Source organism: Candidatus Nitrosocosmicus sp. R, assembly GCF_054408505.1.
On the sequence record NZ_CP167090.1, the window covers coordinates 2,181,999 to 2,207,326 of the forward strand.

Genomic DNA, 25,328 nt, shown 5'->3' on the forward strand with positions numbered 1-25,328 from the left:
AATACCGTCATGATATTCTAAAAAAAAACTAGTAACAAGTATCCAAACTATGATATAATTAATTTCAGTTATACTTTATAATTATAATGAGTAACATAACAAAAAACTATAAAGTAGGAATTTTTGCAATGTTTATTGCAGCAGCCTTAATTGGTTCAGTTGTAGTACTTGGTGATAACATGGCCTTTGCAACAGGTAAACATAACGAAGCAGAGCAGGGAATCGAACAAGGACAATCAAACGAACAGAATGCACAATGTGTATCTGGTGAAATCACCTTCGCATCATGTAACAATGTAGGAATACAATTGCAAGAACAATTGGGCGATTTGGCATTAGGCCAACAATAATCTTTTTTTTAATATTATCAATTTTGAATTTCCATAATTAACAATTGATTTTAGATATACCGCAATAACAATTGCATTATTTCAATATTTACTTAAATTATAGTAAATACTGAGTAAAAGCAAAAATTTATAAAAATTACTTAAATAATTTTCGTAGTCTTCGATATTTATCTATGAACGGTTAAATTATAAAATTGTTTTCAATAATCCCACCGTTTTTTTTAAAAATCAATCGGATCTTGCTTCTGGACCTTGACAATTAAGTAGCACTCAAAAATAACGTTTGATTCGAGAACACTAAGAGGTAACCATGAATAAAGCAATCACAATAAATCTTAGAAAGCAGTAAGCCCACTATAAAGAAATGCATCATACAGACTACAATGATTCACGTCTTTGACGGCCTAAGTGCACTTCAAGACTTTATACAATAAAGTTTGATATAGAAAAAGATTATTGTTGGCCTAATGCCAAATTGCCTATATTGTCATTAAAGAATAAGTCCACCTTATTCCCTGATCCAATGGATTCGCCAACCCATACGACCTGACTGTTTTCTACTGATGACTGTTCTTGTGATGCCATGCTCTGCTTTTTTATTTGAAATGCCATTTCAGTCTTTATCTTTGTGATCATGATCAAGGTTGTGACTAGAATGAGGGAAAACCACTTCAATATCAGAAGTCATGACAGTCGGAGTAACGGCTAGAATCAAATACATCACTGCAATTGTTACCATTATTTACTTATTCCTTTTTCTTTGATAACATTTAATTCATTATAATGTGAAGAGATAAATTAGACTAGAATTCTTTAAGTTATGAATATAATATTTATTTGCACCATGATCTAGATAACAAGATTAAGAGAAAAGTAATTGAGAAAATAGTAACAGAATTTTTTATCCCATATATCCATCACAATAAATATTATTTACAAAACTTATGTATCTTCATTAGACACCTGAGGGTCTCTAAAAATCAAAGACTAACCTACAATTTGAAAGGGTTTTCATATTTTTAAAAAATGGATCATGATATTCTTAATACACTAAATAGAGCATGAAATAAAATATCATATACTCCAAGTAGTAACTGATATTTGATGCTCAGTTTACTTTGAATTACTTTAAGCATCTAAAGCCAGAGAACGTCAAGTCTAAACTTGGACTTCAATGTTTAAAAGATTATGTTAAATAAAAAATAACATCCAATGACTATATTTCTTGATACTTAGACCATATTCTATGGACATTATCTACTAAATTTCTTATGGAGGATCTTTTAAGTTGCCTCGTATTCCATGTTTTGTCCTAATAGTTTTCCAGAGTATGCAAAGTCGTTCCTCATGATTGAATCAACATAATTAGAAAATATGGAATCATCGATACATGACCCATGCATTGGATAAACCATCTTTGGACTTAATTTTTCTAGTCTTTTGCTGGTTATTCTTACAGGCTTTTCGCTCGCAAAGATTCCTACCGCCCGATATAGAGCAATCATAGAATCGGACAGATCCTCTGAGATCACAGGTTTGTTGAATCCTGGTTGGATAAATAAATCCGAAGTAAAAAGTGACTTTGAATTCTCTTCAAATATCATCATACTGTCCCAATGATGTACATGAGGAGTCATAATAAACTTCAGTGTTGCTTTTCCTATGTTCAATTTTTCATTATCCCAGAATGAAATGTGATCTAAAGGAACGTTATTCCAGCCAGTCAAGTTTAATTTGGAACTGAGATCACTACAAACCAATTTTGCCCCTGGGCTGTTTAGGAACTCCATACCGCCCCATTCATCACTCTCAAAGTGCAGAAAAGATACGTAAGTTAATTTTTCCAATCCGATTACTTCCTTAACTTTGGCCTCAATCTTCTCATACATGCCTACCGGACCAGTGTGTATTAAGATAGGTTTTTCATCATCAATCAAAAATTGATTAAAAGTAATTCCATAGGCATCGTCAAATCCACAGATCCTGTATATTCCATCACCAATCTCAGAAATGGAGACTTCAATTTTGCTTGGATTAATAATCTTACTTACTTCAGGCATATTTGCTAGTATCAAATCAAAGAAATAAATATTATCAAATTTTTATTTTCCCAACTAGATCATCTTCAACCTCCTATTTGGAAATATAGAGTCCTCATGCAATCTAAAAAAATGCTAATATGTATATCATCTAATTTTTTAATATTCCTGGGATTGTCCTCTGGTTCAGATCCCAATCCATTTGGATGACAGACCATATGACAATGCTCTCAATAAAAAGTTGGATCAGAAAAAAATCTTTGTCGGTAATTGTTGATTGAGGAAATCATAGAACTAAACTTAGAAAGATCATGATAAAGTTCTCTCTAATGATAATATGTCATTTTGGAATCATGGGAATCATGGGATTTTGATATCATTTTAAGGCTTCCAAAATCTGCTATCCTCCTGGAAAAAGTTCACGCTTTATAATATTCCATTCAACTGAAAATCGACCAGGTCCTGGTAACATTTAAGAAATAGAAATAGCCATAAATAATATCGGTATGGATAACTAACCTAATTCATAGCCCTCTGGAAGAATTACCACATCAGAGGTATTAACGATTATAAAGGCAGAAATCATTTCTATTGCAAATAAAAGTCCGGTTATTCTAGTCAATAGTCCAAGTATTAGAAATAAGCCGCCTACAACCTCGAGAAGACCAATTAATAGGGCCAACTCTGCAGGTAACCCAATTAAGTTGAAATAACCCTATGTTTGGGATAGATTGATAAGTTTTGACCATCCGTTCGTAATAAATAAAGTTCCGAGTACAATTCTTAATATTTGTGGTCCAAAAGTCATCAAAATACGGCTGTTACTCATGCTTTCACTTCCTACCATAGGATTTGCACCACGTTAGCAAAAAAAATCAAACAAATATGACGTTTTCTGAGAATAGGATGATGAATGTTCATAATCATAGAATGCCTTGACCACGGTCTGATCAATATTTTCGCTCATTATCATGTGAAAGAATAATTATAATTTCTATAAAAATTGGTAAGGGAACAAAAGTATAGTAGTCTATTTTTTTATGGCCTCATATAATCCAAACATGTTTTTCTCTGTATCAAGAAATACTATTATGAATCCCATGTCCGGAATTTCTGTTTTTGGCATTATCACTTTGCCACCTGCTTCTTCAATCTTGGAAGCATAATCATCAACAGACGGCACTGTAATGTAATTTGTGACAGAATGTTCTGGAGCTTGACGTTTCATTAGTCCGCCGCCAATACCTTTATTCCCATTTTCGTCTTTAGTGTCAAAAAACCAATAATCTTTAGAAGGGTCTTCAGGATTAGCCAATTTTTGTATGGTCCAATCAAATACCCCTTTGTAAAATTTTATCGCCCTTTCTACATCATCTGCAGGGATTTCGAAATGCTGCACAGTAGGCAATTCAAGCAACTCCATATTTCGAAACTATTGATTTACTCATTGTCATTAATACTTAATACTCTTTAAAAAGAAAATGGTAAAAAAAAACTTTTGTAATGTGTACTTTTAGACAAGAATGACAGCAATCATAGTTTCAAATTTACGAAAAGCTCAAGTTTGATTGTTATAATTTCTGATAATGTTAGAAACAACAGGAAAAAATGAAGTTATTTATTGTCCATATATATTATGACCAAGATTTTCACTGGCTGTTGCGTCTCCAGAGTTACATGAATCAATAATACTGGCATTTGGTGAATAGCACTGGGCTCCTTGTATGGACCTTTGTGAGTTTCCTAAGGATTGATCAGTACTGCTACTGCCACCCAGATCAAAGCCCAAAAAGGCGAAAGATAAATTATTGGTTGGAAGTGAAAGTGAAACCACCAGCAAGAGAGCAATAGAAGCTAGGACTAATGTATTCTTCAAAGGCTTTTTATGCATTAATATTACAATAACGTTATGCTATATCCCGATTGTTCTACTTAAAACTGAATTTATATTGCTATTATTTTCTATTGTAATTTGATAGAGATTTTTTGTCTATAAGAAACTTTCATATTCTGGCTTACCACAGGTTTTTAGACAGGTCTGTAAGGACTGTCTCTACTTTATCTACCATTTCGTAAATTCAATTTCCTAAATTCAGTAAGCAGAAACTTCAGGAATAAACCAATAGATCTTTCTAAAAGCAGTGAGATCGATATCAACCACTGCGCTGATGACTTTATAGGTGTTGATAAGAAAATAGATCTTAATCATCAAGAATCCATTAAAAACCATAATAAACCTGCCAAATCCACTTCATCAGAAAATAATGAACAATTATATATAAAGAGTAGAGAGAAAATCAATAATTGTAATATAAGGGCCGGTGGTCTAGCCTGGTTAAGATACCGCCTTGACATGGCGGGGGTCGTTGGTTCGAATCCGACCCGGCCCATTCGGAAATTAAGTCATTCTGAATAGATTTATTGAGATTTTCATGACTCATTGGCGTATTAGTTGAAGGTTTTGGAGAATACTTTGTAACATTTACAGGATTTTTGGAATTACTGTTTTTCGTAGCGGCATCATATTCCACATTACTAAATTCAGTAGCGGGGGTCGAAACATCACTAACTGACGAGGAACTTTTGTATAGATTTAGTGAGTTTACTTCTTCTCCAGAGACACTTTCCAAACGCTTGGACTGTGAATTACTATATTTAGTAGCGCGTTTGAATGAAGGGTCAGACTTTCCAATGTTATAATCATGATGCTTTTGGTCATTGCGGTTAGATATGGGCGCCGGCTCTCTAACTTGATCACAAGTATTAGATGACATAATCGAATTGCCAGCTAAAAGTCTGGACAATAGAGGAAGTTCTTTTTGTAAAACCTCCACCTTCTTTCCGATCAAGCATTTTAACTTTCTTTCATATGATTGAGAAACTTGTTTTTGACTCTGAAGATATAGAACCTCTGCTTTTGATAACATGGTAATATTATAGGTTTATGGGATCTAGAATTAAGCTTTTTCGAGAAGGGCCACTTTAGAATGAGATACATGTACATTTTTACTAATATCAACAACTACACATGGTTAGGTTTTGTTGGTAGTATCTTATAAAGAAATTTCTCTAATAGAATATAGATGGAACATACCTCTGAAGACATCAAGCGTCTAACCCACAGGTTTGTCAAGATTTTGATTGAAAGTACAAACAGTGAATTAAAAGTACCAGTAAAATTTGTTGATATCTTTAATGACGCTTGCAGAACTCAAGAAGGCATTAACGACAAATACGAGTCAAACATGGAAATGAGACAGTATGTTCGAGATAACTTGATGGAAAATGGTTACATTTATGTAGACTCAAAAGACGTTGACTCTATCTATCCAACACAAAAGGCCATAGACGAATATGCCGAGTATTAAAACATAAACCGAACTATCCATTCGTTTCTATCTTAAAAACTATGTTCACCTACGGTTATTACGAAGATAAAGAAAAAACTGCAAGCAAAACTCTACGAAGCTAAAATGTTTTGTAATACTGAGGAATATTGTACAGCAGAGTTACGGGTGGAGATCCAGAGTTTAGAGTTGCATTAGACAAATGAGATTCTGTCGTATAATGAGCTTTACAATTTTTCCTCTTTTAAGAAAACCACTAATTGTATTCTGTAATTGACTATATGAATATAGGAATTGTCTAATTCCTCAATACGCATATTTACACTGCGTAAAGGATAAATATATACAAACACAGTTTAAAATCAAATGGGTCGAAGCATTCCTTCGTTTAGTCATTTGATTGAACTCTAGCATATTTGATCCACAGAACATTATATTCTGGGTATAAAAATTTCTTGATTTTTTGAGAAACTATATCAACATTTCGTGGAGAGGGAACAAAGAACAAACAGTTTAAGGGTTTAGTGAAACCTGACAATGTATAAAAGAGGGCGGCCCTAACTTTGGATAAAAAACTAGACCCTATCCTGAGAAGTGATAGAAGAATGCAGGTTGCGATGTTGCAGCAGATACCACTATGGTTGGATAGGTTAATGGTAAAGCACCGTAGGTATGTGAGGCGTTTATACCCGTGTTAACAGCGGCCGACGAAGAAACACCGAATATAGATGATATGGCATCAGCATCTACAAATGATATAGTAGGAGTGTGTGAAAACACAGCTGTTAACCAATATATTCCTGGCTGTAATTTCTGCTTCAACCCTGTAACCTCTTTCAATCCTATGGGGTTTGTAATTCCCACAGTTCCCAAGTCAGCTAGTAAAGCATGAGGAACCCCATTAAGATCTTTGTATATACCCATTCTTACTTTGGAAGAAGACACCTGAGTTGTTAGATTTACACCTACAGAATCTATCGTTTGAACTCTATCGACTGTGAAAGGCATAGCATATAGAGTGTTGGCTGTAACGGCTGCAGCTGTTGCTAATGCTGCTTGGCTTACTACACCGGCCATATAGTAGCGGTTTGGGGCCAATGTTCCTGTTCTCCTGATTGAAAGCTGTTCTATTTTGTTAGTATCTATAACATTCCAGTTTGTTCCATCGGATATTATCTTGACCCAATCTCCAGGGTTTCTTAATTCCCAAGTTGATAGACCTTCTATGGTTTCTGAGCTAGCTCCGTCCAAAGTTACAATATTAGAAGTTGTATCAGTTTTCTTGAAGATGTAGATTTTACCTCCTTTAGATGCGGCGCTCAACAATGTTACGGAGAAGGCACCAGAAGCAGCAGAGCATGGGATGACCACATCGTTCTCAACAGTTGTATATGTTGTAGTTTGAGGATTTCTCTTATAGTAAAGATTTCCCATGACCGCATTTACAATTTGGTTGTTGTGCATGTCCACCCTGTCATGGTAAAAGAGATACTCATCGGTGTTGTAGTTTGAAACGCCAAACATTGGACGATTTGATAGAGTGAAAGGTGTGGATTGTAATCTTGCAGCCACTTTGATAGCGGGCACATTTCCCGTGTCTATGGCGTTTTTGATATACGCACCCAAGTGGAAGGCTTCAATTGTATGAGGCGAGTTAGCAGATACAGCCATAGCTCTCCAAATTGGATTGAATGAGCCTGATGCGTTCGTGCCGTTTTCAACGGTCAAAGCATCTGATGATTCATTTGTACTAAAACTAGCAACCATTTCAAATCCGCCATCTGTTACTCGGCTTACGTTAAGAGCTGGTTGCCAACCCTCTAGAGTGTCAGTATTCCCATAAAGCTTCAATTGGTCATAAACAGACACAGAGTTTTTAGTTGACAAGCCAGACCATTGATCATCTATATGAGTTTTTGTTCCAGAGTCTGAATAGTTCTGAATGGTAAGAATTCCGCCTATACCTTTGGTTGATTTCGCATTAGCCGATATCGTCATCGAAGGAGCGGAAGCATTTTTCCAGATGTCCCAAACATTACAATGTAAGAACATATTTCTGTCACCGTTTACATTTACAATTCCTCCCTGGGTCTGTGGATAGTGATTTGTTGGATCGGTGGTAGTGCTTTGAATCGAGCAGTCTTCAAAATAGTTGTTGTTGCATCCTGACTGATCAGCGGTAAACGTGCCAGTATGCTCAAAGTATACGTCATATTTGCAGGCTTCAGAATAGATGTCTATGAATCTCATCTGGTTTATCCATGATCTCCCTGTTGTGTGAAGATAGAGAGGTTTTCCACAACGCCAGACTCTAATATTGGATATTTGACTCGCATATACAGCACCTGGAAAATCCGGATCGGTTGCATCGGCAGGAGCGATACCTATGCAGTTCCAATTGTTATCTTGTGTCCCTTGTTCATCATAAACACCACCTCTCAGATACGCATTATATAAGACCGTGTTTTGAGCAGGATTAAAATTCCACACCGTACCAGTATAGCCTGCCGGAACATTGATCCTAGTATTTGTATGTATATGCGCGTTCATGTGGCTTGCAACAGACCAACCGACAAAGGAAGAGTGTAGATCATAGATTCCAGATTGAACTTCAAAGGATGGGTCTCCAGATGCTAAGATGGCAGTAATGAGTGGATCAAGGTTAGCCTTAGAGGTTACAGCACCAGTTTTGTTGTTACGGGATTTGACTGCTACTCCATCCTGGTAAATTGTGTATGTGTAAGCAGTTGGATATGGCATTAAGTTATCTGTTTGATCTAATGTTTTCTTAGTTAATGTATCTGTTGATGAAGTGAGAATATACCACCGCCAGTTTCTGGAGTGATGTCTGTTAATGCTAGAGATTCATCTTTTTGAAATAAGTATTCCTTCGTTTAGACACCTAATTGAAATCGAGAGGTTGAACTGGTCTGAATTTAAGAAAGTACTATCGACTAAGAATGACAAAGAAGCCTTTAACACCATGTTTGAAAACGCAAAATTGTATACACAATATCTCTCTAATTCTAACAGACCAATCCCAATTGAGCCTATTATGATGGGTGCTTTGTTCCATAACTATAAAACGCTTTTGAAGTTGTGTAAAGATGAGGACAATACTACTGAGGATTCCATAAATCAGAAATTGGTTGTATTGGATAGAGATAAACCGTTAGCCAAAGCATTGTTTGACAAAACTTGTGAAAGGTGGCGCGGGTTGCTATACGCCCTTCATAAAGATGATAGAGAACAGTTACTAAAGATGTTAGTTGACTGTTGTGTTAGTTTAGATGATGAGGCGGCCAAAGTGCTAATCGATAAAGTTTCAGAATCTAATATCTCTATTCTTTTCTTCTTCTGCCTTGTATTGCAGAATCAAAAGCTGATAGAGAGAATTAAGAATTCTGTTAAGAACGGAGAGAATATCAAAACGAATGGTACATTGTTTGACTATATAGATTGACGTGTTCGGAGTTTGAGTTAGGGTGGCCACATTATAGAAATTAGCGACTATATTGGTAATTGATGAAGAATTTACTAATGCGCCGTCGCCAAAACTTTTGAAATCAATATATGATGTATATGCTGCCTTCTTATTCTTAAGGAACTTCTAAATGAGGAACACACTATAAAAGCTAAATAGAGGAATAATGTAGTAGAACAACATAATATTATGATGTAGAATGTTGTTGGGTTAATAGTGATATTAGTAGTTGGTTGGGGGTTGGGGGGCGGCACAGTTATGATTAGTAATGGTTTTAGTGGTAATACTGCGGTGGCCCCCACCAAACACAATAGTGGAAAACATATTATCAGCCATCTCACTTTAGTATAGATTACCCAATATTTCCAGGAAAACCCGCTCATATAACTACGGATTCATCAGATTGGTTAGATAGTATAAAGAAAGACCCATTAAATATTAAAAATATAGATCCATCAGAAATTCTTAACAGTCATACAGATATCAAATCACAACCTATAATCATATCAATATCAAGTTCGTTTCATAATGACATGTATAATGTAGATGTACAAGAGGAAGCTGTAAATGTTAAGTTAAATCATTTGAAAAATGTGGATATAACCCAAGATATATTCACTGCTATATACGACGGTAGAATCGGGTACACCTTTGTAGTTTTAGATCCGACATCTCAAACAAAACAATCATTTACATTTGTAGGAACAAAAGATCATTTATATAATATTCATATTTCAGGTATGTCTTATAATCCAAATACTACAGACAATATGAACAAAATATTAAATTCTATAAAATTTTTTGATTAGATTTTTTTTGAATATTTTTTGATACAAAATAGAAAAAAATCATTTCTTTAGGGTTTGAGCCGACACAGATCCAAAGTTCTAGTTAATAGGAATTGATTGAATTGAGTTCGGCGGCGCTCTTCTTAATAGCAATATAACATAGTCAAAAAGTTCCAGCTTGTTAGATATCAATTGTGTCGAGCCACCAGGAGTTAGTTTTTTGATTTCATATACGCTCGTTGCAATTTGGGCATTTGTATTTTTCTTTTCCGTTACTTCTCTCCATTATCTCACTTAAACTAAATACCATAGATGAATAAGTATTACAGGATGGACATTCGATTTCTTTGACAAAGGATTCATAGTCATTTCTGTTTGAAAACGCTAACTTTTCATAATGATCGAAATTTCTGGCTATCTTGCGTTCTTGTGCTTCAAGGATAGATTTCAAGTTAAACAGGTAATATTTTTTCATTTCCGGCTCCAGTTTCTTATATGATTCAGCTAGTGCTTCTTTCCTAATTTCCCATAGATCATCCATAACTGTGGGATCCCGGGCCTTTTCCATAAGATCTCTTTCATTATAGAGAATGTCAGTAGTAAACAACGTGTTCGTTAGTCTACTAACGAAATATTCGAAGGAATTCCATTCCTTTAGAGTTCTAAAGAAATAGAAGTTGAAAAGTGCATTTGAATTTTTTAATTCTTTTACAGTAGTCAACAAATCATAAATTGATTCTACAAGTTTGGTTCTTTGAATGTCATTATCCCTGTAAGCATGATAATCTATTAAGAAGAACAATAGTTTTCCAAAATTAGTTAGACGATAATATTGTACATTCACTTTTTTTTGGTTTATTGACGTTCGATACTTTTCGACAATCTGCAATTGTACAAGATCATCGATCTTAAATTGAACACCGTCTTTTCTGTTGTTAATTGCGTCCCTAATTCGGTTAGCTTTTGTTAAATTCCTTTTGTCTAGAGATTTGTAATAGTTAATCAAATTGCTATTGTTATGGAGAAGCCAATCAGTTAACCCATACCGGTTAAATTCTATAACTTCACTAGAATATTTCAAGATATCTTGGTATAGTAAAGCAGCCTTTGTCAAATTTCCATCCTCATTCTTTTCAATCAAAATCGTAATTGATGATGGTTTTTTCCCACAAAATCTACCATGCATGGTAATTATAAAAACGCTATTTTCAATAATGTTTTGTTTGTTCATAACTTGTGGTCGAACCTATTTTTAGAAAGATTCAAAGCATCGATAGTGAACAGAGATTTTTAATAGATCTGCCAAAAGAATTCGCGAAAAAACTGCAATTGCGAAAAGGAGACTACGTAAGCGTTTACCAACTAGACGAAAAGATCATAATAGAGAGTGCTTCATATGGGACCAATGATAGATATGAATATACTAGATTTCTGAACACGAAGAATCCTAAGAAATTTAACAAACCAGACAAGAAATCAAACGATATCTATACTGAAAACGATGAAATTGATTACTGGACTAACGAGACCATCATCACATATTGCACTAATCAATTAAGAGAAATTCTCCAGAATTCATCGCAAAATCAAGAACTAGTTATACTTTTAAGGTTTCTTTCGATTTGCAATTGTGTAGACAAGATCGAGTTTTCGGAAAAGATCATCGACCCTATTTTGAACAAGATTTGCATTCAGTTTGACTTGGACTATGAAGAAGTGAAGAACAATGTCATGGTTGAGATCGAGGAGGAATTTTAATTGACTCACCTAATTGAAGACATTGATTACTGGTTTTATACCATAGGAGTAAATATAATCCCGGTTCCGTACCAGAGCAAGAAACCTATTGTAAAGTGGGAAATGTGGCAAGATCAACCTATTCCCTCTGAAGTTTATGAAAGATGGAAATCGTCGGGATACTTCAATGCTAATTGCGCTATCATCATGGGTAAAGTCTGGCGAGGTCAATACTTTGGAAAGTATTTAGCATGTATAGACATCGATAACTCCAAAGGAATCAAAGAATTTCTCTCCAAATCTGAAAAAGTAGATTCTCTAGATAAACTTGCTGAAAAGACCATTGTTGAACAGCATCTTGATGCTAAGGATAAGAAAGTACATATTTACTTCATAGTGGAAACGCCACTAACTAAGAGATCAGGAATTGGCGGCCCGAACAACAAGAATGAGGACATACCAGCAATAGAGGTAAAGTCAGAGGGAAAACACGGGTTAATGTGCTGTACCCCCTCTGTACATACTAACGGCCATCCATCTCAAATCATTGGAACTAGAATCCCACTAGTCCTCATTGAAAACAATTCCAAAATTCTAGAAGATCAAATAGACCGAATTTACAAGGTATATTCTCAGAATATCAATCACTCAAATTCTAATTTGACAACAGAACTAAGGCTAATTGCAACAACAAGAAGGATAGGATCAAATCCTCCAAAGATATCAAAAGGTTCAAGAAGTAATACCCTAATTTCACTTGTACGAGTATATTAAACCAGCATCATCGGACAATGGATCTTCAAGACATTCGATCATTCGTTGAAGAGGTAAATCAGAAACTATGCGACCCCACACTTTCTAAAGAGGAATTAGATGCTATATGGAAAACAGACTTTGGTTACTTGCTAGAGGATTTGGAATCAGGAAAGATGCGTCCCAGGCTAAATGATGAAAATGAGAATACCAAAACAAGCCCCAAAGTTAAACCCAAGACTGGCTTTTTAACTTACAAGTATACTCTCAAAGGACATATTTACGAAGCAGTAATAGTTGATGAGAAATCATTTTTCCTCACTATCCAGAACGATGTACTAATATTAGAATCATTCTTAGAAGAGGAAACTCGTATATTAAGGCCGCCCGCCTTAGAAGAATATCCTTCATATACTCCTTATACCTTCAAAGACATTGATGAAGTTAACAAATATATTGATCTAGTCAATTCTCAGAATTTTTCATTAGGTCAATTAGTTAAAAAGATTCGGGACCAAATTTCAAAGTATATTGTTCATCACCCTCAAATCTTAGACTATATTACAGCATTAATTCTTTTTTCGTATTTTCAAGACAAATTCCCTACCGTACCATATTCAATGTTTGTTTCTGACAATGGTAGCGGCAAATCAACAATTGGGAATGTCTTCGAAAGTTTTGGATATAGATGTATTAACATGACTGATCCTACTACTGCAAACATTTTTAGAATATTTGGGACTGTCGAACCCGGACAATGTACTTTGGTCTTAGACGAAGCAGAAAAGATAGATCAAGAAAAAGATATGATGAGTATACTAAAGACAGGATATGAGAATGTAAAAAAGTACAGAGGATAAATCCTTTAGGAAAACAAGAACACTTTCACACCTTTGGACTAAAGACAATGCTTGCTGAAAGATCCCCAACCCCATTTCATGCAAAAGGAGTGCTGGACAGGACTTTTATCATCTCCAACTATAAGGGACGACCGCAACTTGACATCAAGGAAACAAAGATTAGTGAGAAGGGAAAGATCGAATTCTCCTTTTACAAGAATTTGTTGCTCGGTTGGTTATAGGCTCATGCATTTTTCTGATAGTATACGAGATATTGACACAGGATTAGATGGAAGTGACAAGGAACTTTGCAAACCACTATTGCAGCTTTTCTTTAATACTAGATTTCTATCGAATGTGGAAAGAGTATTAGAAAAACTACTGGATGAGAAGAATACAAGAAAGGCCAACTCACTTGAAAGGGAGATCTTAGAAGTAGTCATAGATTTGATAGAAAAAGAACACGCTGACGGTATAATTCCTATTCCCAAGTTATGGGATGAGATCATCACAAGGACTAATTCTACAAAAAACCAATTTGATGAATCAAATGTTATTTCTGAGTCACATGGAACAATTTCTAAGAATTCACTACTTAAAATGATTAGTGATAGATTTGGCGCCAAAGAAAAAAGATATTCTAGTGTAAGATGTCTTTGTTTTGACTATGAAAAAATTGTAAAGAATTATGAAGATTATGTCAAAGAAGAAAAACCTACCAATATAGTTTGCAAGCCTATCAACAACGATGACGCAAATGACACAAATGACGCAAATATGGACTCCCTGTTCAGATCTTTTGTCCAAGCCGGCCCCTCATTCTCAACCATCAAGGGAAAACAAGAAGAATCTTCCAGAGATGCAGGAAAGATGAATTAGATAAAAAAACCGGCCGACTAGTTTCATCAAATCTTACTATGGGGTTAAAAAATAGCGTCATTCCTGTCATTCCGGTCACTGAAACTCAATCAAAGAACACAACTACTATTAAAAATGGAGAAAAAATCCTAGCTCTAAACAATGCTGAAAAGATATACCGTAAATGGGAGGGTGGAGATATTTGGGGATGTATTAATTGTAATGATAAAGGAGATAGATGGTATATGCTAAAACATCCTTGCAAAACCAACAAGAGGTAAATTCTTTTGAGCTTCAATATCATATGAATTATTATCAATTGGTGAGTGGACCGATATATGGAAGAAGAAAAAAAAGGACTAGGGGGTAAAAATTCTTTCAGCTATTCTGAAGAAGGCAATGATATAGATAGAGCTGAAAGAAAAAACACCCGCTACTACTACCCAGACTTCAAGGAAAACATCCAATTCATCCTAAGTCATTTTCAAGAGCGACTATTCCCAAGGACCATATCAACTCACTTATCCGGCGGCCGCCAAATACTAGTCCAAGATATTAGCCAAATTTATCAAGAATTTGAAAAGTCAAAATTTATAGATTGCAGAATCAATGCTTTTCCCTCGATTGAAAACCCTGTTCCAAATTTTATATTTATAGACTTGGACAATATTCACCAAGATATTTCCTTGGATAAAATGTTGCAAATCACTTTATCAAATATTAAGAAGAGATTAGGTGTGGTCCCTACTGTCTTACAAACTGGTAATGGTTACCACATTTACCAACCTATTGATAGTTCACAAAGATTTGAAGATATACAAGACTTTAAGGAATTTGATAATCCTGATAACAGGTTTTTGAGATTTGAAAAAGATTATCTATCAAGCGGATATGCTGACACGGCCAACTTTCCATCTCTAAAGTCGTGTTTATTGAGGGTCCCCGGTACTTTAAACTCAAGGTGTCTTGACAAGGGATTAAGTAATGGAGATTCGATGATTAAAATTCTTCAAAGATGGGATGGCAGAAGACCCCCTGTTGGATATCAAATTGGAACTTTTTACTCTTATCTTATTTCGGAAAGAGCAAAAGATAAAACAAGAAAAGTGGAATACGATAACCTTTTTCGTTGTTCAAAACCTAAAGAAATTCCTTGGATTGAAAAACTATTAAAAACCCCCTTAGGAGATCATAGGAAGACATGTTTATGGCATATTCTGGTCCCCTACTTAGTAAATGTCAAAAGGGTCCAAGAATCTGAAGTATATCAGATATTAGAAAAATGGCTAGATGATTGCAATAAAGAAAGGAAGGTAAATTTTAATACCAAGTATACAATCAAATCAAATCTAAAAAATGTTAAAGATTTCCTCCCAATTAGTAAAGACAATTTAAAAAAAGAATATCCTGATCTTTATGAAATGATTAGTAGATGCTGAGGGACCTCGGCCCCATTAAACTTTCACGGTCCATTAAACCCAAAAAAACACGCTAAAGAGCATGGATAAAAAAATACTATCAGGACTTGACTAAAAGTATTTTTGTTTTTAATCGGAATAAGATAGAATGGTATTTTGTCCTAATTGGGGTAATGAAATAGCAGATATTCTCAAGTTTTGTCCAAGCTGCGGCGCACCGGCTAACAGAGATTAAGCGAATCAAGATAGGGGATTTTAACTATCAACAATTAGAAGATCAAGATCATAAACAAGCAAGAAAAGAACGCTATCAAGTTTTGCGAAACAGAGTAGAAAGATACAAACCTATGTGGGATAAAGATGGAGTAATTCAATTCAAAAGTGATCATATAGCAATTCTACAAAGAAAGCTGGGCTTTAATCATGTCCTCATTAATCTTTGCAGTCTATTACAAGTTTAGGGGGTTCGAAAAAGAATGTTAAAGTCTAGCACTCTGGGCCCCAACATATAACCATAACAGAAACCATAAAACAAATAGACATAAACAAATATGAGGTTAAGAGCATGAGCAACAAAACCAAAGCTTATGAAGTAACACTTATCGATCAAGGATTAGGGGCGTGCTCATGTCCAGACTTTGAATTTAGATTAAGACAGTGTAAACATATAGCAGAGGTATTGATTAAAGTAGTGGGTAGATTATAGATGAGCAAACGATCACCGCCCAAATCAGAACCTGAGAAACTATTCATTGAAGACCTATCTAATATCTATAAGGAACATAATACAAGCGGGTTGTTTACTAACTCCTATCTTGTAGGCACAAGAATATACAAAGGTAAAGAGTTAATCAATGAGCAACAAATACACCTAGACAAAACACTACTCATAGAATTAAGGGATAAGCTGATCAGTATGGAGTTAGATCATAAATGACTATACCAAAACCCAACAAATAGATCTAACCAGAAAGATCTTTAAAATATTAGGTGGTGAGAAGAACGTATATAACTTTGCTTTGATTGGAACAAGGGCGACGGGTTAGAGTTTCATACTGGTAGTATATCAAAGGTTCAAAAGAAACAAATCAAAAAACTGTTTGATAAAGATCGATTCCATATATTGATAGAGAACTCAAAGCTTAGCCCATTAGAACCGTATCATCCTGTTAATGGTTTACACTATTGGATGTATGAAAAGCCCACATCATAAACCCCTTAACATTATGGACCGTAGACATTAAGGCCCCCCAACTTATAGACCCATCATTATATAGACCTGTAACCTTTTAGACCCTAAACATTATAGACCTACCTTTACATATACCCCCACATTAAACACCCCATCATTAAACCCACTCATTAAAACATCAAGTGATTAACAAGCTCAAGGGGGAACGGGGGTAGTATACCCTAGTAAGATACACACAACAATGTAACACCACATAGTAGTGGGGGAGTGGGCTGAGCCCCCTACTCTCACCCCTCAGGGCCCCCAACATATCACGACTATATTAACAGAAACAAAACGTATGGATATAATGACAGAATATGGACAACGACAGAAACCTCACAGAACTTTTCATTGAGATAGAAGATTACGGAAGTAACTGTATTTGCATTCTTAGATTAGATAACAAACAATGTCTAGATTCGAGTGTGTGTTGATTATGATAATTTGGTGTAGTTTTGGTGGAGGCTTTAAGTCATGAAGTCATTAGAGTAGTTGGAATTCTATGAATGAATATGAGTATTATGATGAAGAGACAGTATCTTGTGAAAAGTGTGGTTATAATGACAAGGCCCATTTATGGTTGGATAAAACTGAGCAGGTGTATTTGATTAGTTGTGATAATTGTGGTGTAAATTAGAAGAAGTTGATACAGACAGATGTCCAGGCCGCTGACAACAAACAGATTTATTGTTGCGAAAGTCTCAGAGATTTCTTAAATCAAGAATTGTATATTGATGAAAATCCAAGAGTGTTTGAGGTTATGGGAAAACTTTTCTACTATTTTGAAAGTGTTCCTAATCCAATTGTTGAACAGATAAAGTTTTGTCCTTTCTGTGGAATCAAATTGGATGTTCTTGTGGGAATAGCGCGATAGCCGGATGATAGGTTTTTGATTTAACCAAATACAAAAATTGTAGGAAGGGTTTTGGGTATGGAAAGGATAGCTCACATGTCTTGATATTTGACTCTGATTTTTTCTCTAATGCCTCAAGTATTTTTTTTGTTGTATTTAGATTGTAAGTTAGACTTTTAGTATTTCGAATCTTGATCGGTGAGTTTCCAGAATTGTATTATCCTCTATAGTTGTTCAGATTTATACAAACTGACCTACTCCCTATCTCCACTACAATGTATGCTAACGGTAAATCTTATAGTATTATTATTGCATTGGTTACATCATAGCTGTAAAAAACACCCCCTAGCACACTGTCACAAATCTTTTAGCTCATACCAGAATGTATGATGGGCGCCTCAATTAACAGAATACAATTACGATGGATCAATAACCATACTATTGAGACAATGATCGTGAGCGATTAGTAAAGAGACTCGTCCTCAAAAGCTATGATGAATCTATAGCAATAGAATTTGTATATAGTTGAGTTTTGACAGATCTCATACTTATGCACTACTCGTATAGGGAACACTTTGATCTGAACCTTTGTACGTTAGGACCGTAATATCTTTCATCATCAAAATCAGATAATAATCCTGAGTATATCAAGATGGCATAGATACTTGTTCTAGTTTGCTAAACCCACCGAAGGAAACTACAGATCCAGGGGTAATTAGTTCCATGAATTGTTTGTAGATTGGTTCAGCACTTTTGTCACCTTTCATACTCTCAATAAATTCTTTCACATGTTCAGCATCTCTATAGGATTGTATTTCAAGCCATACTTCTTCCTCTACAGTAGCTGAAATTGTTTTAGATAAATTTACAAACTCCATCATGTTTTCCCTATTATCAAGAGAAAATACTTCGAAGCTAGATGCACCATGTTTGGTGAAAAAATCTCGAGACTGTCTGTTAACTTCTAACATCCCATCATGGTTTTTCTTGGGGGCCCGATAGAGGAAAATTTCAATATGACCGCGTGAACCTTTTTGATTTGAGAAAGTGTTTGTATTACTCATGAATGTGAATACATATCGAAAATATAAAAATCATAAAGGGATCAAAAGTATACTTAAATATTCAAGATAACAAAGTCAAAAGTATTTGGATTGTAGCCGTCGCCAAAATATTTGATATCAACATATGATGTATGTACTGCCTTTTTATACCTAAAAAGTTCCTCAATTTGAGGAACACACTATAAAAGCTAAATAGCAGGAATATTTAATAGAACAACGTTACATTGATGAAGCTCTATGTTTTGGTAATGATGATTGTAGTTTTAGGTAGTTGGGTGCACCAAGCCCTAGCACAACAAGAACAATGGAAAACATACTACAACCCGGAAAAACAATTCAGTATTGATTATCTTCCAGATGCAAATATAACAGAGAAAGATAACCGAGTTGGAATCGACACAAATTCCACTTTGATTTCTGTTAATATTAATCCCGAAACAAAGAGTGCTAAAGAATCAGCAGTATTGGTTCAAAATGGATTTCAGAAAGATGGTGAAGGTATTTGGGAAACTACTCACCCTGTAGTCATTGATGATGTTGTAGGATATTCATTCACACTAAATAACACCGATCCAACTAATGAGATAGTGGGTAATGATTTGTTGTCTACATTCACATACTCCCCCCATAACGGTAAAATCTATCAATTCATGATAAATGAAAACATGATGAATGCCTACTATAATCCCGAACAGAAAAGTCATATAATTGACTCTATCAAGTTTTTTGATTAGCTTTTCTCTAAAAGCTGTGGAGGCACAGACCCAAAGTTCCAATTGTTTGAGTTAGGCTGCAATTCCCTTTGTTTTTCATATATTTGTTTTAACTTGTACATTTTTCTAGGAATGATTCAACCCTCAATGTAGATTTATCTTTTTCCAGTTTCAGTATCCTGTATCCCATGGCTTCATACCAAAATCAATATGATCCATGAATATTTCGATGGCCCTGAAAAGTTCCTGTCTATCGTACCAAAGGCATTCATCGTTTGAACTAAATTGTTTTTTGTTTATTATAGTATTGGGGTCCTGAAGATCATTAAGTATAACCATTGGACAAATCAATGAAATAGCAGAAACTAGCTTCTAACACCTTGAAACATTAAGAACCTTCAATGGTTATAATGGTATTTAAAACCATCTACAGGCTTTATGCAGACAGAATGGCCACTCAGGGGTAATTTTTCTTACAGCACTTTTCCATCATGTTTATTCTGTATACTTAGTATCCAATATTCTGAGTCTACTAATCATTGGCAGCCACTAAACATTCGTCCAAGATCTATAGAGGTATTGAATGTTGGATCCCATGGAATAATCGTTAATGATGAACAGAATTATAGCCAATGGAAATTGACAAAAAGTGATAGTCAAGTTAACGTTGATATTTTTAGCACCCAAAAGAATCACCATATCATGAAAGATTTCAAGGATATGACTCTCGAAGAAAAAGAGGAAATACTTGAACGGATAAAGAATCTCCCAGAGAATAAAAAAGAGGACGGTTGTGACTGTTTCGATCTATTCAGTCAATCATTTGATGAAATATCAAAGAATTGGTTTGATTCTTTAAAAGAGTTTGATACTCTTTACCCAGACTATCTGAAAGATGAGGATACCAATCCCCTAGAAAAATATGAATTTAGGTGGACCGCGAAGATTAGAAAAAAACTTTTTTGAATGCTCACTGCTCACATTTGAATAGTACGGCTTTATCTGACGAGACTATAATGCTCTATTTGTTATTATAAGGTACTTTTTTTACATCTACTGAACTACAATCGTTTTTGCCTAATGATACCAAACCAAATCTTTTATCATTAAATACTATTTTATACAGACAGTTTCGCAAACTCGTCTATCAAAGACAAGTTTCAGACAACTCCTAGAATGGGAAAGAGAGATAGAACATCTTTTTCTACCACCCTTTCTAGGTGTCTTCAAAAGTCTATTCTTATACAAAGCAGATGAACATATCCTTGGTGAACGTGTTTGAAAAGGGAGTCCTTTTGCTAACCTATCTAATTAGTGTGGCAGATGACGCTAGTGACGCAAATAACGCAATTCTAGAGTTCTTGTTAAATCCTTTTTCTAGAAAGGCGGCGACCCACCCAATACTACTGCTAATAATGGAACAAAGCTAGAAGTTCCTTTTTCAAAACTATACCAGGATGAAAGCTTAGACATTCAAAGTGAACAATCATCAGCATTATCAAATCTTCCCAAGGGAATAAAAATTAGCGTCATTTCTGTCATTAGAGTCATTGTCAATTAACTAGCAAATCATGCAGTCTAGTTAACTTCACCCTTATCTCCTCAAACTTTGAGGGGTCTGGTCGATAATAGTGTCTGACAAAAATGGAACTAGATATCCGTCCCTGCAACAGATCTATGATCTCGGATTCAACCCCTTCATTTCTCAAATATGTTGCAAAGACTTTTCTGCAGTAATACATATTCATATCCAACCCTTTTCTTTTTAACATGAGTTTTAATGCATTATAACTAACATTCACAGGACAGTTTTTTGACATCTCAATTAAAGATTTATCTACAATAGAAATGAAAACCTTCTTAGTTCTTCGAATGAATTCATTTGGGAACTTATAATGTTCAAGTATCCCTTTCTCTCTGTTCCAATAGTTTTCTAGGTTACTATGCACAAGACCAATACAGGCGGATACCTCTATAGGTCTTAATCCGGTAAGTGTATTAAAGATGAACAGATTGGCATGGGGTTCCGATATTTCTGAAATTACACCTTTTATCCACTTTAACATATCTGAGTAACTTGTTTCATTTACGATTTTGTTAAATATAGAAAGAGAATTGTCCCCCGTGGACCACAATAGATTATATTTCTTTATAGTTTGCTTCCAAAGGTCGTGGCGCCCGCTAAACTTTGACAAAGTAGACAGAGCCTTCATTATATGCAACCGTTTGTTAGGTGAAAATGTTAGGAGTTCATTAATAGCATTCTCATCAAACAAATACTTACAATATTTGATTGAATAGTTAAATCGATCATTAACAGTGGTTCTTGTTCCTATTCTTTGTAAATATTCTTTGTAGCCTTTCCAGAAACCTTGATCTAACAGAGTGTTGTTACTAGCATTACAAAACGTTACCAAAGAGCCTTGACATGGCGGGGGTCGTTGGTTCGAATCCGACCCGGCCCATATAAAATTTGCATATTTTTGTTGTGTTTATTGTAATTATATAATTAATTAATTCATAATTTAAAATATTTTGATCTATTCCAGTTTCTTATTAGTAATTAGTCCCATGTCATTTTTACCGCATATCCTGTCGACGCATCAGATTCGTATGATAATATCAATATTTTTAGTTGCATAATTTGATAGAATCTGTTTCAAATAACCTATATCGCTATAAAACCCCTTTCGCCCAAACTGGTAAACGGCCTCATTTATTACTGGATGCTATAAATATGGTCGATCCCAAGAAAGATGAATAATAAGTTATGCCAGGATGTATGTTTAAACTTGCTTAACTTTCATATATTGTTGGTCAAATAAATTATTATATATCAAGGCAATACTAAATAATTTCTTGATTTACCAGGTCATGAAGCAAAAAGTTCCTAGACAATAGTATCAGTGTTATAAGGTATGCTATATACATATTTATAGCGAAAATTATGGATTCTCTTCTTAAACATACACTAAAACGTCAGATGCCCTATCTTATCGGAGGTACAATAACTGGGACTCTGATGGCATATTATTATGGTTTCTTATTCTCTATTATAGTCAATAGTATTATTTGGTTTGCGATTTCTACAATTGTTAACAAATACTACTGGCATTACACAGGTTTTAAGGATGAAATGCGTCTCATTTCTAAATACCTTCTACATGAAAAAGTTATGTCTATCAAATCAAACCATCTAAATGACCCCAGCAAGATGAATACAAAGTTAAACTTGTCAACAAATGATAACGCCGGCAGATCTGTTTCTAAAGTATTAGAAGAAAATAATCCAGATAATACTGGAAGTCCTATCAAATAGAAAAATCGAGAAAAAACAAACTTCATCAGGTTTTAGAAAAACTATATTAATTTATTTTTTGAAGTTCGTTACAAACTAAAGAAATATGATATGGGTTCCTTTTAATCCTGGAGTTACTATATATTATTATAGTATATTATTGTCATCCGTACACAAACTATAATATTCAATATTGAATCAGTTCCCCACAGATTGAAACCAGATTTGATAAAATTTAGACTAATTTGGGAAATTTCATATCTCATTAGTTGACTTTTAAAGTGCGAGTTACAGGCAAATATGACTTGCATTCAACGCGGTCTATTGAATATGCTGTCTAATTCTAGTATGGGAATGTGGAGGAAAATCCCTGGCGTGAAGTTAACACTAATAAAATTTACTCAATAATCCTATTCTCTCGTATTCTTTTTTCCTCTTCGGCCATTCCCTCATCCGTAATGCTAAATTCGTTACCATTTGATATTTCTACCAACTTGGAGTCATTCCATAATTTAATCAAGTCTACTTTCAAATATGCTTGATCTAATGAAGATACTCGATCCTCTAATTCTTAGAGGGGAACTTTTTCTTGTCTCTCTCTTTTTTTTAGATGCAGATGTGCTAATATAATACTCCTAACTTTTCGCTCTGCCTCTTCATCGGATTCAAAACTCGATATATTATTCATACTATTGAAATACTAAAGTTGTTTAAATTCTTAACATGATTGACATCCCTTGATTGAAGGCATCGTTTTCAAAAATAATTCCAAATAATTTTGAATATTAGATAAATAATTTTTCTTCATCTTAAGGTCATTCGAACGATAATATGAATAATCATTTACAAAGACCCATTCATAAATTGGAACGTTATAGCATTCCGGGATTAAGGGATATTCCCTCTATGAATAGATTATCGCGCGTTTGTTGATTTGAATCCCAGTGCTTTTTGGACGATGTGTATATTTATCTGCAAGTAATACTTAGTCATTCAGTCAACCAAAAACTGTCCCGTTAATAATATAAATCCGACACAACTCATTGAATAATTTTTTGTATTTTAGCAACAATACCTTTTCTGCAGATTGCAAACCTTCGATAAATTTTCCAACTTTTTTGATAATTCTACTATAATCCTTGTCCTCTTGTGAAAAAGTCTTGTCTGTGGTGTCAAGATCCCTAAACATAAAACATTTAATCACCGCAATATGTAAAGAAATTACAATTTTAGCATTTTATCAGTATCTTGTAGATATAGTTAAATATTTTCAAAGGAAAGCAATATCTATTGCCATCGTTATCTGCACGTTCTATCATTATAGTAGATGACGAAATAGAACTTGCGTCTCTTTTCAAAACTTTATTGACAAATCAAGGATATAATGTAGTCTCTCACTGACCCGGTATTGACTTTAGAGTATTTTAAGGAAACTGCAGGCCAACATTCATTGATAATAACTGATTTGAGAATGCCAGTTATGTGTGGAATAAATCTTGCACATAAGATAAGAGAGAAGGACTCCAAAATAAAAATTTTCTTGATGAGGGCTTTTGAAATCAAAGATTTAGAAGATCGTCCTGATTTTAAATCAGCAAGAATTGATAGACTACTTCAAAAACCTATTCATTTTTCTGAATTGAGAGAAATAATGAATGATGCTTGGAAAAATTAATACACGTGTTAATACCCATACTTAAACCTATGATCATAAAATGAACATAGTTTGACAAAATCTTGTCTAAAAGTGTTTTATATTTTTATAACTACAGGATGATGATTCAATAACCTTTGTTTTTGCTCTTCTGATAATCTATTAAAATCTTTTTTATGGAACAAGCATAGTCTCTTTAAATCCATATCATATTTGGATGGTAGTGACAACTCGTAATTTACAAGTTCTTCTACACGATGTTTATAATGAAAGGCACCGGTATCTCCTATGAACGATACACCAGATTTTCCAATCGTCTTAGCATAGTCTACTAACTTTTTACTAGAATCGTAATCAGATTCTAAAGAATCACTAGCGAAATATTTTTTTAACGAATCGACTATTATTAATGATTTATTGTCCTTTTCCCACTTTTCTACATCTATAGAAAAATGCCCTTCCGACAGGGATTTTCTGACAGAATCTTCAGTTTCATAGAATGGTACCAGTTGAATAACTTCGTTTCTTTCCTCAATCCTTTTTTTTACATAATAAGAATAAAACTCCCTAAGTTTCTCCAAGTCCTCATAAACAATCAATGTATGAGTTCCATAATCTGATTCTGAAATAGTATTAGCAGCATTTTCTATATCCATTGATAGAATTTTATCTTTAACAGGAATATAGAAACACCATAATGTTATTTACATAATATACTTTAATAGTATGTTAATATTTCTAAGTCATTTCTTTGTGTTAATACATGCGTGTATTTCGAATCTAAATAATTGATCGTAATTATTTAGGATAAGTATTATTCTTCAAAAAATCAGTCATGAAGGTCAAATTTAGAGCAGCCTTCATTGCCATTGAGGTATAACCATATTAGAAATACATCG

At 34.4% G+C, this 25,328-nt stretch carries 34 protein-coding genes and 1 tRNA gene; 23 read left to right on the forward strand and 12 right to left on the reverse strand.

Annotation, left to right across the window (positions count from 1 at the left end; all coding sequences use genetic code 11):
• The first annotated feature begins 86 nt into the window (after positions 1-86).
• Positions 87-350, forward strand: coding sequence for a hypothetical protein (locus AAGU22_RS11195; protein WP_458719190.1), 264 nt, complete (start codon positions 87-89; stop codon positions 348-350).
• Positions 351-803: 453 nt separating this feature from the next.
• Here the strand turns inward: AAGU22_RS11195 and AAGU22_RS11200 are convergent, their stop codons facing one another.
• From AAGU22_RS11200 to AAGU22_RS11220, 5 genes are all read right to left on the reverse strand, one after another.
• A complete protein-coding gene (locus AAGU22_RS11200; RefSeq protein WP_458719191.1) occupies positions 804-986 on the reverse strand; it encodes a hypothetical protein in 183 nt (60 codons plus the stop codon).
• A 647-nt stretch (positions 987-1,633) separates the two neighbouring features.
• Positions 1,634-2,410 (reverse strand): oxygen-binding di-iron domain-containing protein, encoded by a 777-nt coding sequence (locus AAGU22_RS11205; RefSeq protein ID WP_458719192.1) that lies wholly within the window; start codon positions 2,408-2,410, stop codon positions 1,634-1,636.
• 493 nt (positions 2,411-2,903) lie between these two features.
• A complete protein-coding gene (locus AAGU22_RS11210) occupies positions 2,904-3,089 on the reverse strand; it encodes a DoxX family membrane protein (RefSeq protein ID WP_458721780.1) in 186 nt (61 codons plus the stop codon).
• 330 nt (positions 3,090-3,419) lie between these two features.
• Entirely contained in the window at positions 3,420-3,788 is a 369-nt protein-coding gene (locus AAGU22_RS11215) for a VOC family protein (protein WP_458721781.1), read from the reverse strand.
• Between the two features lie 219 nt (positions 3,789-4,007).
• Positions 4,008-4,280 carry a hypothetical protein gene (locus tag AAGU22_RS11220; protein WP_458719193.1) on the reverse strand — a complete coding sequence of 91 codons (273 nt, stop codon included), beginning with the start codon at positions 4,278-4,280 and terminating at the stop codon, positions 4,008-4,010.
• A gap of 424 nt (positions 4,281-4,704) precedes the next feature.
• Here AAGU22_RS11220 and AAGU22_RS11225 point away from each other — a divergent pair.
• The 3 genes from AAGU22_RS11225 (at position 4,705) to AAGU22_RS11235 (ending at position 5,757) form a co-directional block, all read left to right on the forward strand.
• A tRNA-Val gene (locus tag AAGU22_RS11225) sits at positions 4,705-4,779 on the forward strand.
• A 103-nt stretch (positions 4,780-4,882) separates the two neighbouring features.
• Entirely contained in the window at positions 4,883-5,089 is a 207-nt protein-coding gene (locus AAGU22_RS11230) for a hypothetical protein (RefSeq protein ID WP_458719194.1), read from the forward strand.
• 383 nt (positions 5,090-5,472) lie between these two features.
• The gene (locus tag AAGU22_RS11235) at positions 5,473-5,757 is read left to right on the forward strand and encodes a hypothetical protein (RefSeq protein ID WP_458719195.1); all 285 of its coding nucleotides are present in this window, start codon (positions 5,473-5,475) and stop codon (positions 5,755-5,757) included.
• Between the two features lie 561 nt (positions 5,758-6,318).
• Here AAGU22_RS11235 and AAGU22_RS11240 read toward each other — a convergent pair.
• The gene (locus AAGU22_RS11240) at positions 6,319-8,496 is read right to left on the reverse strand and encodes a hypothetical protein (protein ID WP_458719196.1); all 2,178 of its coding nucleotides are present in this window, start codon (positions 8,494-8,496) and stop codon (positions 6,319-6,321) included.
• 94 nt (positions 8,497-8,590) lie between these two features.
• Here AAGU22_RS11240 and AAGU22_RS11245 point away from each other — a divergent pair, with 94 nt between their 5' ends.
• The 3 genes from AAGU22_RS11245 to AAGU22_RS11255 all read left to right on the forward strand — a co-directional run bounded on the left by AAGU22_RS11245 (position 8,591) and on the right by AAGU22_RS11255 (position 10,029).
• Positions 8,591-9,199: a hypothetical protein gene (locus AAGU22_RS11245; protein WP_458719197.1), complete on the forward strand. Its 609-nt coding sequence runs from the start codon at positions 8,591-8,593 to the stop codon at positions 9,197-9,199.
• A 237-nt stretch (positions 9,200-9,436) separates the two neighbouring features.
• Positions 9,437-9,571 carry a hypothetical protein gene (locus AAGU22_RS11250; RefSeq protein WP_458719198.1) on the forward strand — a complete coding sequence of 45 codons (135 nt, stop codon included), beginning with the start codon at positions 9,437-9,439 and terminating at the stop codon, positions 9,569-9,571.
• Between the two features lie 182 nt (positions 9,572-9,753).
• On the forward strand, positions 9,754-10,029 hold the full coding sequence (locus AAGU22_RS11255) for a hypothetical protein (RefSeq protein ID WP_458719199.1): 276 nt from the start codon (positions 9,754-9,756) through the stop codon (positions 10,027-10,029).
• 205 nt (positions 10,030-10,234) lie between these two features.
• On the opposite strand, the gene AAGU22_RS11260 is transcribed toward AAGU22_RS11255, so the two are convergent.
• Positions 10,235-11,239: a hypothetical protein gene (locus AAGU22_RS11260; RefSeq protein ID WP_458719200.1), complete on the reverse strand. Its 1,005-nt coding sequence runs from the start codon at positions 11,237-11,239 to the stop codon at positions 10,235-10,237.
• Between the two features lie 5 nt (positions 11,240-11,244).
• On the opposite strand from AAGU22_RS11260, the gene AAGU22_RS11265 reads away from it, so the two are divergent.
• The 11 genes from AAGU22_RS11265 (at position 11,245) to AAGU22_RS11315 (ending at position 17,721) form a co-directional block, all read left to right on the forward strand.
• On the forward strand, positions 11,245-11,766 hold the full coding sequence (locus AAGU22_RS11265) for an AbrB/MazE/SpoVT family DNA-binding domain-containing protein (RefSeq protein WP_458719201.1): 522 nt from the start codon (positions 11,245-11,247) through the stop codon (positions 11,764-11,766).
• On the forward strand, positions 11,767-12,519 hold the full coding sequence (locus AAGU22_RS11270) for a bifunctional DNA primase/polymerase (RefSeq protein WP_458719202.1): 753 nt from the start codon (positions 11,767-11,769) through the stop codon (positions 12,517-12,519).
• A gap of 17 nt (positions 12,520-12,536) precedes the next feature.
• On the forward strand, positions 12,537-13,358 hold the full coding sequence (locus AAGU22_RS11275; protein WP_458719203.1) for a hypothetical protein: 822 nt from the start codon (positions 12,537-12,539) through the stop codon (positions 13,356-13,358).
• A 47-nt stretch (positions 13,359-13,405) separates the two neighbouring features.
• Positions 13,406-13,579, forward strand: a complete 174-nt coding sequence (locus tag AAGU22_RS11280) for a hypothetical protein (RefSeq protein ID WP_458719204.1) — start codon at positions 13,406-13,408, stop codon at positions 13,577-13,579.
• Between the two features lie 4 nt (positions 13,580-13,583).
• Entirely contained in the window at positions 13,584-14,216 is a 633-nt protein-coding gene (locus AAGU22_RS11285; RefSeq protein WP_458719205.1) for a hypothetical protein, read from the forward strand.
• A 38-nt stretch (positions 14,217-14,254) separates the two neighbouring features.
• Positions 14,255-14,476 (forward strand): hypothetical protein, encoded by a 222-nt coding sequence (locus AAGU22_RS11290; protein WP_458719206.1) that lies wholly within the window; start codon positions 14,255-14,257, stop codon positions 14,474-14,476.
• A gap of 57 nt (positions 14,477-14,533) precedes the next feature.
• A complete protein-coding gene (gene priX, locus AAGU22_RS11295; RefSeq protein ID WP_458719207.1) occupies positions 14,534-15,634 on the forward strand; it encodes a DNA primase noncatalytic subunit PriX in 1,101 nt (366 codons plus the stop codon).
• A 544-nt stretch (positions 15,635-16,178) separates the two neighbouring features.
• Positions 16,179-16,319 carry an SWIM zinc finger family protein gene (locus AAGU22_RS11300; RefSeq protein WP_458719208.1) on the forward strand — a complete coding sequence of 47 codons (141 nt, stop codon included), beginning with the start codon at positions 16,179-16,181 and terminating at the stop codon, positions 16,317-16,319.
• Positions 16,320-16,550: a hypothetical protein gene (locus AAGU22_RS11305; RefSeq protein ID WP_458719209.1), complete on the forward strand. Its 231-nt coding sequence runs from the start codon at positions 16,320-16,322 to the stop codon at positions 16,548-16,550. It abuts the gene before it with no gap.
• Between the two features lie 799 nt (positions 16,551-17,349).
• On the forward strand, positions 17,350-17,484 hold the full coding sequence (locus tag AAGU22_RS11310) for a hypothetical protein (protein WP_458719210.1): 135 nt from the start codon (positions 17,350-17,352) through the stop codon (positions 17,482-17,484).
• A 6-nt stretch (positions 17,485-17,490) separates the two neighbouring features.
• On the forward strand, positions 17,491-17,721 hold the full coding sequence (locus AAGU22_RS11315) for a hypothetical protein (RefSeq protein ID WP_458719211.1): 231 nt from the start codon (positions 17,491-17,493) through the stop codon (positions 17,719-17,721).
• 626 nt (positions 17,722-18,347) lie between these two features.
• Here the strand turns inward: AAGU22_RS11315 and AAGU22_RS11320 are convergent.
• Positions 18,348-18,764 (reverse strand): hypothetical protein, encoded by a 417-nt coding sequence (locus AAGU22_RS11320; RefSeq protein WP_458719212.1) that lies wholly within the window; start codon positions 18,762-18,764, stop codon positions 18,348-18,350.
• Positions 18,765-18,991: 227 nt separating this feature from the next.
• On the opposite strand from AAGU22_RS11320, the gene AAGU22_RS11325 reads away from it, so the two are divergent.
• The 3 genes from AAGU22_RS11325 to AAGU22_RS11335 all read left to right on the forward strand — a co-directional run bounded on the left by AAGU22_RS11325 (position 18,992) and on the right by AAGU22_RS11335 (position 20,907).
• Positions 18,992-19,498: a hypothetical protein gene (locus AAGU22_RS11325; RefSeq protein WP_458719213.1), complete on the forward strand. Its 507-nt coding sequence runs from the start codon at positions 18,992-18,994 to the stop codon at positions 19,496-19,498.
• A 558-nt stretch (positions 19,499-20,056) separates the two neighbouring features.
• A complete protein-coding gene (locus AAGU22_RS11330) occupies positions 20,057-20,443 on the forward strand; it encodes a hypothetical protein (protein ID WP_458719214.1) in 387 nt (128 codons plus the stop codon).
• A 299-nt stretch (positions 20,444-20,742) separates the two neighbouring features.
• Positions 20,743-20,907, forward strand: a complete 165-nt coding sequence (locus AAGU22_RS11335; RefSeq protein ID WP_458719215.1) for a hypothetical protein — start codon at positions 20,743-20,745, stop codon at positions 20,905-20,907.
• 123 nt (positions 20,908-21,030) lie between these two features.
• Here the strand turns inward: AAGU22_RS11335 and AAGU22_RS11340 are convergent, their stop codons facing one another.
• On the reverse strand, positions 21,031-21,894 hold the full coding sequence (locus tag AAGU22_RS11340; RefSeq protein WP_458719216.1) for an integrase: 864 nt from the start codon (positions 21,892-21,894) through the stop codon (positions 21,031-21,033).
• Positions 21,895-22,424: 530 nt separating this feature from the next.
• Between AAGU22_RS11340 and AAGU22_RS11345 the strand changes: the two genes are divergently transcribed.
• Entirely contained in the window at positions 22,425-22,796 is a 372-nt protein-coding gene (locus AAGU22_RS11345) for a hypothetical protein (protein ID WP_458719217.1), read from the forward strand.
• Positions 22,797-23,172: 376 nt separating this feature from the next.
• On the opposite strand, the gene AAGU22_RS11350 is transcribed toward AAGU22_RS11345, so the two are convergent.
• Positions 23,173-23,307: a hypothetical protein gene (locus AAGU22_RS11350; RefSeq protein WP_458719218.1), complete on the reverse strand. Its 135-nt coding sequence runs from the start codon at positions 23,305-23,307 to the stop codon at positions 23,173-23,175.
• A 465-nt stretch (positions 23,308-23,772) separates the two neighbouring features.
• Positions 23,773-23,964 (reverse strand): hypothetical protein, encoded by a 192-nt coding sequence (locus AAGU22_RS11355; RefSeq protein WP_458719219.1) that lies wholly within the window; start codon positions 23,962-23,964, stop codon positions 23,773-23,775.
• A 219-nt stretch (positions 23,965-24,183) separates the two neighbouring features.
• Here AAGU22_RS11355 and AAGU22_RS11360 point away from each other — a divergent pair, with 219 nt between their 5' ends.
• Positions 24,184-24,450 (forward strand): response regulator, encoded by a 267-nt coding sequence (locus tag AAGU22_RS11360; RefSeq protein WP_458719220.1) that lies wholly within the window; start codon positions 24,184-24,186, stop codon positions 24,448-24,450.
• 77 nt (positions 24,451-24,527) lie between these two features.
• On the opposite strand, the gene AAGU22_RS11365 is transcribed toward AAGU22_RS11360, so the two are convergent.
• The gene (locus AAGU22_RS11365) at positions 24,528-25,085 is read right to left on the reverse strand and encodes an MEDS domain-containing protein (protein WP_458719221.1); all 558 of its coding nucleotides are present in this window, start codon (positions 25,083-25,085) and stop codon (positions 24,528-24,530) included.
• Positions 25,086-25,328 lie beyond the last annotated feature (243 nt).